The organism is Streptomyces fungicidicus, from assembly GCF_003665435.1.
Taxonomy (GTDB): Bacteria; Actinomycetota; Actinomycetes; order Streptomycetales; family Streptomycetaceae; genus Streptomyces; species Streptomyces fungicidicus.
In genome coordinates this window covers 2,579,213-2,590,892 of sequence record NZ_CP023407.1, presented here as the reverse complement: position 1 = coordinate 2,590,892, position 11,680 = coordinate 2,579,213, and the positions used below count along the sequence as shown (strand labels likewise).

Annotated in this window: 9 protein-coding genes; 7 read left to right on the top strand and 2 right to left on the bottom strand. The window is 73.5% G+C overall.

From position 1 onward, the window contains the following. Positions 1 to 187: 187 nt before the first annotated feature. From CNQ36_RS11675 to hemW, 3 genes are all read left to right on the top strand, one after another. Positions 188 to 2,062, top strand: a complete 1,875-nt coding sequence (locus CNQ36_RS11675; RefSeq protein WP_004931480.1) for an AMP-dependent synthetase/ligase — start codon at positions 188 to 190, stop codon at positions 2,060 to 2,062. Positions 2,063 to 2,297: 235 nt separating this feature from the next. Further along, positions 2,298 to 4,265, top strand: a complete 1,968-nt coding sequence (locus CNQ36_RS11670; protein WP_121545945.1) for a SpoIIE family protein phosphatase — start codon at positions 2,298 to 2,300, stop codon at positions 4,263 to 4,265. A 27-nt stretch (positions 4,266 to 4,292) separates the two neighbouring features. Further along, positions 4,293 to 5,525 (top strand): radical SAM family heme chaperone HemW, encoded by a 1,233-nt coding sequence (gene hemW, locus CNQ36_RS11665; protein WP_121548433.1) that lies wholly within the window; start codon positions 4,293 to 4,295, stop codon positions 5,523 to 5,525. Positions 5,526 to 5,650: 125 nt separating this feature from the next. Here hemW and CNQ36_RS11660 read toward each other — a convergent pair whose 3' ends face one another. Next, positions 5,651 to 6,457, bottom strand: a complete 807-nt coding sequence (locus CNQ36_RS11660; protein WP_121545944.1) for a DUF3097 domain-containing protein — start codon at positions 6,455 to 6,457, stop codon at positions 5,651 to 5,653. A gap of 34 nt (positions 6,458 to 6,491) precedes the next feature. Next, positions 6,492 to 7,220, bottom strand: coding sequence for an MBL fold metallo-hydrolase (locus CNQ36_RS11655; RefSeq protein WP_121545943.1), 729 nt, complete (start codon positions 7,218 to 7,220; stop codon positions 6,492 to 6,494). Positions 7,221 to 7,392: 172 nt separating this feature from the next. Between CNQ36_RS11655 and hrcA the strand changes: the two genes are divergently transcribed. From hrcA to CNQ36_RS11635, 4 genes are all read left to right on the top strand, one after another. Continuing rightward, entirely contained in the window at positions 7,393 to 8,409 is a 1,017-nt protein-coding gene (hrcA, locus tag CNQ36_RS11650; protein ID WP_004931488.1) for a heat-inducible transcriptional repressor HrcA, read from the top strand. After that, the gene (gene dnaJ, locus CNQ36_RS11645) at positions 8,409 to 9,548 is read left to right on the top strand and encodes a molecular chaperone DnaJ (protein WP_004931491.1); all 1,140 of its coding nucleotides are present in this window, start codon (positions 8,409 to 8,411) and stop codon (positions 9,546 to 9,548) included. The genes hrcA and dnaJ overlap by 1 nt, the downstream gene beginning before the upstream one ends. 258 nt (positions 9,549 to 9,806) lie before the next feature. Next, entirely contained in the window at positions 9,807 to 10,880 is a 1,074-nt protein-coding gene (locus CNQ36_RS11640; RefSeq protein ID WP_121545942.1) for a nitronate monooxygenase, read from the top strand. Next, positions 10,877 to 11,617, top strand: a complete 741-nt coding sequence (locus CNQ36_RS11635; RefSeq protein WP_121545941.1) for a 16S rRNA (uracil(1498)-N(3))-methyltransferase — start codon at positions 10,877 to 10,879, stop codon at positions 11,615 to 11,617. The genes CNQ36_RS11640 and CNQ36_RS11635 overlap by 4 nt, the downstream gene beginning before the upstream one ends. Positions 11,618 to 11,680: the final 63 nt, after the last annotated feature.

The following is an 11,680-nucleotide window of genomic DNA, read 5'->3' as shown; positions in this document are numbered from 1 at the left end:
GTGCGGCGGGCCTTGCGCGTTCAGTGGGTAGCTCTCTGTGGGAAGTCGCAGGCCGTGACCCCTTACGTCGTGGCCGGTCGCCCTTTACTCTGTCCGTGCTCGATAGTTACTCGCCAGTTAAACAACGGCGCGAGGAAACCCCAGCCGCACTGAGCCAGCCGCACCGTCGCGGGCCCCGGAGGATGTCGTGAGCGACACACAGACACTGATCGAGAACCGACCGCCGAGCGTGGCGAACCTCTTCCTGGAGCGTGTGGCGGCCACACCGGACGCCGAGGCGTACCGCTACCCGGTCCCGGCCGCCTCCGGTGAGGGTCCCGACAACTGGAAGTCCCTCACCTGGGCGGGCACCGCCGAGCGGGTCCACGCCATCGCGGCCGGTCTGATCGAGCTGGGCGTGGAGCCGGAGCAGCGGGTCGCGCTCGCCTCCGCCACCCGCGTCGAGTGGATCCTCGCCGACCTCGGCATCCTCTGCGCCGGCGCCGCCACCACCACGGTCTACCCGCAGACCAACGCCGACGAGTCCGCCTACATCCTGTCCGACTCGCAGAGCCGGGTGCTCATCGCGGAGAACGCCGAGCAGGTCGCCAAGGCGGTCGAGAAGCGCGCCGAGCTGCCCGAGCTCACCCATGTGGTGGCCGTGGACACGGCCGGCGTCGAGACCGACGACTTCGTGATCACCCTCGCCGAACTGGAGAGGCGCGGCGCCGCCCGGCTCCAGAAGGAACCGGAGCTGATCAAGGAGCGCGTCGCCGCGATCACCAAGGACCAGCTCGCCACCCTCATCTACACCTCCGGCACCACGGGGCGCCCCAAGGGCGTGCGTCTGCCGCACGACTGCTGGTCGTACATGGCGAAGGCGATCGCCGCGACCGGCCTGGTCAGCGCCGGGGACGTGCAGTACCTGTGGCTGCCGCTCGCCCACGTCTTCGGCAAGGTGCTCACCTCCGGCCAGATCGAGGTCGGCCACGTCACCGCCGTCGACGGCCGCGTCGACAAGATCATCGAGAACCTCCCGGTGGTCCAGCCGACCTACATGGCCGCCGTGCCCCGCATCTTCGAGAAGGTCTACAACGGCGTCGCCGCCAAGGCGAAGGCCGGCGGCGGCGCCAAGTACAAGATCTTCCAGTGGGCCGCCGGGGTCGCCCGCGAGTACGCCAAGGTCACCCAGGACAACTTCCGCCGCACCGGCACCGCGAGCGCCCCGGCCGGCCTGCGCACCAAGCACGCCCTCGCCGACAAGCTGGTCTACGCCAAGATCCGCGAGGCCTTCGGCGGCAACCTGCGCGCCTGCGTCTCCGGCTCGGCCGCACTCGCCCCCGAGATCGGCTACTTCTTCTCCGGCGCCGGCATCCACATCCTGGAGGGCTACGGCCTCACCGAGTCCTCCGCCGCCTCCTTCGTCAACCCCGGCGAGGCCTACCGCACCGGCACCGTGGGCAAGCCGCTGCCCGGCACCGAGGTGCGGATCGCCGACGACGGCGAGATCCTGCTGCGCGGCCCCGGCATCATGCAGGGCTACCACAACCTGCCCGAGAAGACCGCCGAGGTCCTGGAGGAGGACGGCTGGTTCCACACCGGCGACATCGGCGAGCTCTCGGCCGACGGCTACCTCCGCATCACCGACCGCAAGAAGGACCTGATCAAGACCTCCGGCGGCAAGTACATCGCGCCCGCCGAGGTCGAGGGCCAGTTCAAGGCGGTCTGCCCCTACGTCTCCAACATCCTGGTGCACGGCGCGGACCGGAACTACTGCACCGCCCTCATCGCCCTCGACGAGGCCGCCCTCGCCGCCTGGGCCGCCGAGAACGGCATGGAGGGCAAGCCGTACGCGGACGTCGTCGCCGCGCCCGCCACGGTCGAGATGGTGGACGGCTACGTCAAGCAGCTCAACGAGGGCCTGCAGCGCTGGCAGACCATCAAGAAGTTCCGCCTCCTCCCGCGCGACCTGGACGTCGAGCACGGCGAGATCACCCCGAGCCTGAAGCTGAAGCGCCCGGTGGTGGAGCGCGAGTACAAGCACCTCATCGAGGAGATGTACGAGGGCGCCCGCGAGGCGTGACGGTCACGAGGTGACCGAGGGGCGGGGTTCCGGGCCGGTGTGGCCCGGGGCCCCGCCCTCCGTTTTCACGTTGTCCGGAACCGAGCGGCTTTCTGACCGTTCCTGACCACTCACGGAGCACTGTTCTCACTCCTGGCGGTTCACTTCGGTGACTCGTTGCGTATGGGCGGGTCCGTTCTGTCACCCTGTCGGCAGCGATCGAGTTCTCTTCGTACGAACTGCCCGGGAGCTGCCCATGCGGGCCATTCCGACCCAACGGGAGACCGCCTCCTGCGCCCCCGGCGCGCCCGAGTGCGCCCGGGTGGACGCGACCCTGCCTGGAAGCTCCCTCGCGCCGGGCGCCGCGCGCGCCATGCTGCGCAAGGCGCTCACCGAGTGGGCCCAGCTCGCCCTGCCCGGCGCCGAGCACCTCACCGGCCGGGTCGGCGACGACGCCACGCTGATCGCCAGCGAGCTCGTCACCAACGCCGTCGTGCACGCCGGCACCGAGGTGCGGCTGAGGTGCGGGCTGGAGGCGGCGACGGGCGCACTCGTCGTCGAGGTCGCCGACCTGCACCCCTCCCGCGCGCCGCTGGGCGACGAGGAGGAGGCGCCGGCGCACGACATCGCCGAGTACGGGCGCGGCCTGCGTCTGGTCGCCGCGCTCTCCGAGGCCTGGGGGATCACCTACCGTCCGGGCAGCAAGACGGTGTGGGCGCGGCTGGCCGCCGGGGGGTACACGGCGGGCGACGCGAGCGAGGCGTACCCGGGGGAGCGCACGCCGGCGCGCGACCTGGGGGCGGCGCGGTTCCTCGCGCAGGAGCCGCCCGCTCCCGCCCGGGACGCCTGGCGCGGCGGCTCCTACGGCGACGACTGGCTCGCCCGCCGGCCCGGACGGGACGGGACGTGGCTGGGGCGCGGCGCCCTGTCCTTCCTCGCCGAGGCCTCCGACCTGCTCGCCGGGCAGCTCGACGAGGACCTCGTCACCTCGCTCACCGGACAGCTGATCGTGCCGCGGCTGGCCGACTGGTGCGCGGTGTGGCTGGAGGACGAGACCGGCGGCCACGGCGGCTGGAACGACGGGGACCGGGCCGGCGGCTCCCGCCTCGCCCGCGTCTGGCACGCGGGCGAGGACCGCATCGAGGAACTGACCCGCTCCCTGGAGCGCAACCCGCCCCGCCGCACCGATCCGCTGCACCCCGGACCGGCCCCCTACCCCTGGCCGGAGGAGGCGCTCGACACCCCCGGCGCCGGCGGCTCCCCCGGCACCTCCCTCGCCTACCGGCTCGTCGCCGGCGGGCGTCCGCTCGGCACGCTGGTGATCGGCCGGGGCGGCATCGACCGCTTCCCCGACGAGATCACCGGCCTGGTGGAAGACCTCGGCCGCCGGGTCGCGCTCGCCATCGGCGCCGCCCGGCAGTACTCCCGCCAGGCCACCATCAGCGCCGTGCTCCAGCGCGGACTGCTGCCCGGCGCCGTCGCCGAGATCCCCGGTGTGCGCAGCGCCCTCGTCTACGAGCCCTGCGACAAGGGCGGACCGAGCGGCGACTTCTACGACCTCTTCCCGGCCGGGCAGGGCCGCTGGTGCTTCGCCGTCGGCGACGTCCAGGGCAAGGGCCCCGAGGCGGCCGTGGTCATCGGACTGGCCCGGCCCTGGCTGCGGCTGCTCGCCCGCGAGGGCTACCACGTCGCCGACGTCCTGGACCGCCTCAACCAGCTCCTCCTTGACGACGCCACCGAGGCGGCGGACGCGGCCGCCCGCGCGCTGGTCGCGGCGGGCGCCCGCCCGACCGCCCCCGGCGACGGCCCCCAGACGCGCTTCCTCTCCCTCCTCTACGGCGAACTGGTCCCCTTCGACGGCGGCGTCCGCTGCACCCTCGCCTCCGCCGGACACCCCCTGCCCCTGCTGCTCGCCCCCGACGGCACCGTCCGCACGGTCGCCCAGCCGCAGACCCTGCTCGGGGTCGTCGAGGACACCGCGTACGCCGGCGAGACCTTCGAGATGTACTCCGGCGACACCCTCCTCTGCGTCACCGACGGGGTCACCGAGCGGCGCTCCGGCTCCCGCCAGTTCGACGACGGCGACGGGCTCGCCGCGGCGCTCGCCGGATGCGCGGGGATGGACGCGGAGCCGATAGCGGAACGGATCACGCAGCTGGTGCACGAGTTCGGAGCCCGGCCGCCCGCGGACGATCTCGCCCTCCTGGTGCTCCAGGCCGAGTGACCCGGCCGGTGCGGGACAATGGAGCACATGCCTTCCGCACTCCCCGACGGCGAGCCCGTCCCCGCCGACGGCGCGCTGCCCGCCTCCGCGCTCGCCGGGGCCGCCGACCGCCCCCTCGGGTTCTACCTGCACGTCCCGTACTGCGCGACCCGCTGCGGCTACTGCGACTTCAACACCTACACCGCGACCGAGCTGCGCGGCAGCGGCGGTGTGCTCGCCTCCCGCGACAACTACGCCGAGACGCTGATCGACGAGATCCGCCTGGCCCGCAAGGTGCTCGGCGACGACCCGCGCGAGGTCCGCACGGTGTTCGTCGGCGGGGGCACGCCGACGCTGCTGGCCGCCGACGACCTGGTACGGATGCTGGGCGCGATCCGGGAGGAGTTCGGGCTGGCCGCGGACGCGGAGGTGACCACGGAGGCGAACCCGGAGTCGGTCGACCCGGCCTATCTGGCGGCCCTGCGAGCCGGCGGCTTCAACCGGATCTCCTTCGGCATGCAGAGCGCCCGGCAGCACGTGCTGAAGGTCCTGGACCGCACGCACACGCCCGGACGGCCGGAGGCGTGTGTCGCGGAGGCCCGCGCGGCCGGCTTCGCGCACGTCAACCTGGACCTGATCTACGGCACGCCGGGGGAGTCCGACGACGACTGGCGGGCGTCCCTGGACGCGGCGATCGGCGCGGGCCCGGACCATGTCTCCGCGTACGCGCTGATCGTCGAGGAGGGCACGCAGCTCGCCCGGCGGATCCGGCGGGGCGAGGTCCCGATGACGGACGACGACGTCCACGCGGACCGCTATCTGATCGCCGAGGAGATGCTGTCGGGGGCGGGCTTCGACTGGTACGAGGTGTCCAACTGGGCGACCTCCGAGGCCGGGCGCTGCCTGCACAACGAGCTGTACTGGCGCGGCGCCGACTGGTGGGGCGCGGGGCCCGGCGCGCACTCGCACGTGGGCGGGGTGCGCTGGTGGAACGTCAAGCATCCGGGGGCGTACGCGGCGGCGCTGGCGGAGGGGCGTGCGCCGGGGGCGGGGCGGGAGGTCCTGTCGGACGAGGACCGGCGGGTGGAGCGGGTGCTGCTGGAGCTGCGGCTCGAGGAGGGTGTTCCGCTGTCGCTGCTGCGCGCCGACGGGCTCGCTGCCGCGCGCCGGGCCCTCGCGGACGGGCTGCTGCGGCGTGAGCCGTACGAGGAGGGCCGCGCGGCCCTGACCCTGCGGGGGCGGCTGCTCGCCGACGCGGTGGTGCGGGATCTGGTCGACTGACCTTTTCTCGCCCCCGCCGCCCCTTCCCGTCCCGTCCCTGGGGGCTGCGCCCCCAGACCCCCCTGTCGGCCCTTCGGGCCTCGTCCTCAAACGCCGGACGGGCTGAAAACAGCGGGGTACGTCCGTCACGCCGCGGCGGTCACGAAGTCGATCAGTTCTTCCACGCGGCCCAGGAGCTGGGGCTCCAGGTCCTTGTACGAGTGGACCGAGCCGAGGATCCGCTGCCACGCCTCACCGGTGTTCGCCACCCGCCAGCCCAGCGCCCGGCACACCCCCTTCTTCCAGTCCTGACCCCGTGGCACCCGCGGCCACGCCTCGATGCCGACGGACGCCGGCTTCACGGCCTCCCAGACGTCGATGTAGGGGTGGCCCACCACCAGCGCGTGCTCGCTCGTCACCGACTCCGCGATCCGCCACTCCTTCGAGCCGGGCACCAGGTGGTCCACCAGGACGCCCAGCCGCGCGTCCGGGCCGGGTGCGAATTCGGCCACCACGGACGGCAGGTCGTCCACGCCCTCCAGGTACTCCACGACCACGCCCTCGACGCGCAGGTCGTCGCCCCACACCTTCTCGACCAGCTCCGCGTCGTGCCGCCCCTCGACGTAGATCCGCCCCGCCCGGGCGACCCGCGCGCGTGCGCCGGGAACGGCCACCGAACCGGACGCCGTACGGGTGGGACGCGCCGGACCGGCGGACGGTCGTACCAGCGTCACCACGCGCCCCTCCAGCAGGAACCCGCGCGGCTCCAGCGGGAACACCCGGTGCTTGCCGAAGCGGTCCTCCAGGGTCACCGTGCCCGCCTCGCAGCGGATCACCGCGCCGCAGAAGCCCGTGCCGGGCTCCTCCACCACCAGTCCCGGCTCGGCCGCCACCTCCGGCACCGGCTGCGGCTTCTTCCACGGAGGGGTCAGATCGGCGGAGTACTGGCGCATTCTGATGACGATACGAGGAGCGCGCCCGCCGTGATCAGTCCGACACGCCGAAACGGGCCGCCAGGGCGTCGCGCTGGGCCCGCACGAACGCCGCGTTCACCACCGCTCCGTGACCGGGGACGTACCGCGCGTCCTCGCCGCCCAGCTCCAGCAGCCGGTCCAGCGCGGCCGGCCAGCGCGACGGCACGGCGTCGGGGCCGGCCTGCGGCTCGCCCGACTCCTCGACCAGGTCGCCGCAGAAGACCACCTCCGGAGAGCCGGGGACGAGCACCGCGAGGTCGTGGGCGGTGTGCCCCGGACCCACGTTCGCCAGCAGCACCTGCAGACCGCCGCCCAGGTCGAGCGTCCACTCGCCGGACACCATGTGCCGGGGCGCGACCAGCGCGTCCACGGCCACCTCCGCCGTGTGCGCGTCCAGCCCGTGGCGCACCGCGTCCGCCCGCAGCTCCGCCCGCCCGCGGCCGGACAGCACCGCGTCCATGCCCACCGCGCCGAACACCTCCGCGTCCGGGAACGCCGGCGCCCCCAGGATGTGATCGAAGTGGGGGTGGGTGAGCGCGAGATGCGTCACACGGCGTCCGGTGAGCGTCCGCGCCTCCGTCCGCAACCGCGCGCCCTCGGCCGGGGCGGAGCCCGCGTCGACGAGCAGCACGCCGTCCGAGCCCACCACGAGCCCCGCCGTGCAGTCCCACACGGGCAGCCGGCACCGTCCCACGCCGGGCGCCAACTGCTCCCATCCCGTCTCTTCCCAAGTCACGGTCATGACGGGACGCTATCGGGGACGGGCCCGCCCGGCGCGACGGCGTGGGACCGGCCTTGCCCGGGGCGTACCCACCGGCCGTACACTTGGCCGGGGAGGTCTGGCACTCGCGTACGAAGAGTGCCAGGGGGTCCCGGGGAAGTATTCGGTCGGAAGGCATCTGGAGGTGTGCGCGATGCTCAGTGAACGCAGGCTCCAGGTGCTGCGCGCCATCGTCCAGGACTACGTCGGCACCGAGGAGCCCGTCGGCTCCAAGGCGCTCACCGAGCGGCACAACCTCGGCGTCTCCCCGGCCACCGTGCGCAACGACATGGCGGCCCTGGAGGACGAGGGGTTCATCGCCCAGCCGCACACCAGTGCCGGGCGCATCCCCACCGACAAGGGCTACCGCCTGTTCGTCGACAAGCTCGCCGGCGTCAAGCCGATGACCGCGCCCGAGCGGCGCGCCATCCAGAACTTCCTCGAGGGCGCCGTCGACCTCGACGACGTGGTGGCCAGGACGGTGCGGCTGCTCGCGCAGCTCACCCGGCAGGTCGCCGTCGTGCAGTACCCGTCGCTCACCCGCTCGACGGTGCGCCACGTGGAGCTGCTGGCCCTGGCGCCCGCGCGGCTGATGCTGGTGCTGATCACGGACACCGGCCGGGTCGAGCAGCGCCTGGTCGACTGCCCGGCGCCGTTCGGCGAGGCGTCCCTGGCGGACCTGCGGGCGCGGCTCAACAGCCGGGTCGCCGGCCGCCGCTTCAGTGATGTGCCGAGCCTGGTGGAGGACCTCCCCGAGGCCTTCGAGGCGGACGACCGCGGCACGGTCTCGACGGTGCTCTCCACACTCCTGGAGACGCTCGTCGAGGAGAACGAGGAGCGTCTGATGATCGGCGGCACCGCCAATCTCACCCGCTTCGGACATGACTTCCCCCTCACCATCCGGCCCGTCCTTGAGGCGCTCGAGGAGCAGGTCGTGCTCCTCAAGTTGCTTGGCGAGGCGGGGGATTCGGGCATGACCGTGCGCATCGGGCACGAGAACGCCTACGAGGGACTCAACTCCACGTCCGTCGTGTCGGTGGGCTACGGTTCGGGCGGCGAGGCTGTTGCCAAGCTCGGCGTGGTCGGACCGACACGCATGGACTACCCGGGAACGATGGGAGCGGTACGCGCAGTGGCACGGTACGTCGGACAGATCCTGGCGGAGTCGTAGTGGCCACGGACTACTACGCCGTACTCGGCGTGCGCCGCGACGCGTCGCAGGAGGAGATCAAGAAGGCCTTCCGGCGGCTCGCCCGCGAGCTGCATCCGGACGTCAATCCTGATCCCAAGACGCAAGAGCGGTTCAAGGAGATCAACGCCGCCTACGAGGTGTTGTCGGACCCGCAGAAGAAGCAGGTCTACGACCTCGGCGGCGACCCGCTCTCGCAGGCCGGCGGCGCCGGTGGCGCGGGCGGCTTCGGGGCCGGCGGCTTCGGCAACTTCTCCGACATCATGGACGCGTTCTTCGGCACGGCGTCGCAGCGCGGGCCGCGCTCGCGCACCCGCCGGGGTCAGGACGCGATGATCCGGATCGATGTCGAGCTGGACGAGGCCGCGTTCGGCACGACCAAGGACATCCAGGTCGACACGGCCGTCGTCTGCACCACGTGCAGCGGCGAGGGCGCCGCTCCGGGCACCACCGCGCAGACCTGTGACATGTGCCGTGGCCGCGGTGAGGTCTCGCAGGTCACGCGGTCCTTCCTGGGCCAGGTCATGACGTCCCGCCCCTGCCCGCAGTGCCAGGGCTTCGGCACGGTCGTCCCGACGCCGTGCCCGGAGTGCGCGGGCGACGGCAGGATCCGTTCCCGCCGCACCCTGACGGTCAAGATCCCGGCCGGTGTCGACAACGGCACCCGGATCCAGCTGTCCGGCGAGGGCGAGGTCGGGCCCGGCGGCGGTCCCGCCGGTGACCTGTACGTGGAGATCCACGAACTGCCGCACGCGCAGTTCCAGCGGCGCGGCGACGACCTGCACTGCACGGTCACCCTCCCGATGACGGCGGCGGCCCTCGGCACCAAGGTGCCCCTGGAGACGCTGGACGGTCTGGAGGAGGTCGACATCCGGCCCGGCACCCAGTCCGGCCAGTCGATCCCGCTGCACGGCCGGGGCGTCACGCATCTGCGCGGCGGAGGCCGGGGCGACCTCATCGTCCACGTCGAGGTCCAGACCCCGACCAAGCTCGACCCCGAGCAGGAACGCCTGCTCCGCGAACTCTCCAAGCTGCGCGGCGAGGAACGGCCCACGGGCCAGTTCCAGCCGGGGCAGCAGGGGCTGTTCTCGCGGCTGAAGGACGCGTTCAACGGGCGCTGATCTGTCTGGCGCCGGGCGTCGGGGGTCCTGCCGGGGGTCCGGGGGTCGTCCCCCGGGCAGGCACAGTCAGCCGGGGCAGCAGGGGCTGTTCTCGCGGCTGAAGGACGCGTTCAACGGGCGCTGATCCGTCCGGCGCCGGGTGCCGGTCGCGGTCGGTGCCCGGTGTCGGGGCCGGGCGCGGTGACCTCGGGGAAAGTGCCTCGTGCCCGGGGGAAGGGCGCGTTCGGAGTCGGCCGGGGGACGTGGCAATATGCGCTCATGTCCTCCGTACCGACCGATCTCCTCCCGCACCCGATCGTGCAGGCGCCCATGGCGGGCGGTGTCTCCGTGCCACAGCTCGCCGCCGCCGTGTCCGAGGCGGGCGGGCTCGGTTTCCTCGCCGCCGGGTACAAGACCGCGGACGGGATGTACCAGGAGATCAAGCAGCTTCGGGGACTGACCTCCCGGCCCTTCGGTGTCAACCTCTTCCTGCCGCAGCCGGAGACCGCCGACCCGGCCGCCGTCGGCGTCTACGCCCACCAGCTGGCCGGTGAGGCCGGCTGGTACGAGACCGAGCTCGGCGACCCGGACAGCGGCCGCGACGACGGCTACGACGCCAAGCTCGCCGTCCTGCTGGACAACCCGGTACCGGCGGTGTCGTTCCACTTCGGTGTGCCGGCCCGTGAGGCGCTGGACTCCCTGCGCCGCGTCGGCACGTACACGCTGGTCACCGCCACCACCGCGGAGGAGGCCCGGGCCGTGGAGCGGGCCGGCGCGGACGCGGTGATCGCGCAGGGCGTCGAGGCCGGCGGCCACCAGGGCACCCACCGCGACGTCCCGGAGACCGACGGCTCCGGCGTGGGGCTGCTGTCCCTCGTCGCCCAGGTCCGGGAATCCGTCGGCATCCCGGTCGTCGCCGCCGGCGGCATCATGCGCGGCGGCCAGATCGCCGCCGTGCTCGCGGCCGGCGCCTCCGCCGCCCAGCTCGGCACCGCCTTCCTCGCCACCCCCGAATCCGGCGCGCACGCCCTGCACAAGCAGGCCCTGACCAACCCCCTGTACGTCCGCACCGAGCTGACCCGCGCCTTCTCCGGCCGCCCGGCACGCGGCCTGGTCAACCGCTTCCTGCGCGAGCACGGCCCGTACGCGCCCGCCGCCTACCCGGACGTCCACCACCTCACCGCGCCGCTGCGCAAGGCCGCCGCCAGGGCCGGGGACGCGCAGGGCATGGCGCTGTGGGCGGGGCAGGGCCACCGGATGGCACGCGAGCTGCCCGCAGGGCAGCTGGTGGAGGTCCTGGCCGCCGAACTCGCCACCGCCAGGGCGGCGTTGTCGACGGGAGGCGCCCGATGACCGCCCCGGTCTTCGTCGTCGACGACTTCGCCACCGACGGCTCCGGCCGCCATGTGCTCGACGGCCCCGAGGGACGGCACGCCGTCGCCGTGAAGCGGCTGCGGGCCGGCGAGGCCGTCGTGCTCACCGACGGCGCGGGCCGCTGGGCGGAGGGCGAGGTCGACGGCACCGAGGGCAAGGACCGGCTGATCGTGCGGCTCGGCCATGTCGTCGAGGAGCCCGAGGAGTTCCCCCGGCTCACCGTCGTCCAGGCGCTGCCCAAGGGCGACCGGGGTGAGGTGGCCGTGGAGACGATGACCGAGGTCGGCGTCGACGTGATCGTGCCCTGGTCGGCGTCGCGCTGCATCACGCAGTGGAAGGGCGAGCGGGGTCTGAAGTCCCTCGCCAAGTGGCGGGCGACGGCGCGGGAGGCCGGCAAGCAGTCCCGGCGGGTGCGCTTCCCGCGGGTCGCGGACGCGGCGACGACCAAGCAGGTTGCGTCACTTCTCGCCGAAGCGGACTTCGCGGCCGTGCTGCACGAGAGCGGGGTCGAGCCGCTGGCGACCGCCGGGCTTCCCGCGTCCGGGGACGTCGTGCTGGTCGTCGGGCCGGAAGGGGGCGTTTCTCCGGAGGAGTTGGCGGCCTTCGAGGGGGCCGGGGCGCGGGCCTACCGGCTGGGGCGGAGTGTGCTGCGGACGTCCACGGCGGGGACGGCGGCGGGGGCGTTGTTGCTGGGGCGTACGGGGCGCTGGTCCTGAGCCGGGGGTTTCTCGCCCCCGCCGCCCCTTCCCGTCCCGACCCGGGGGCGCTGCCCCCGGACC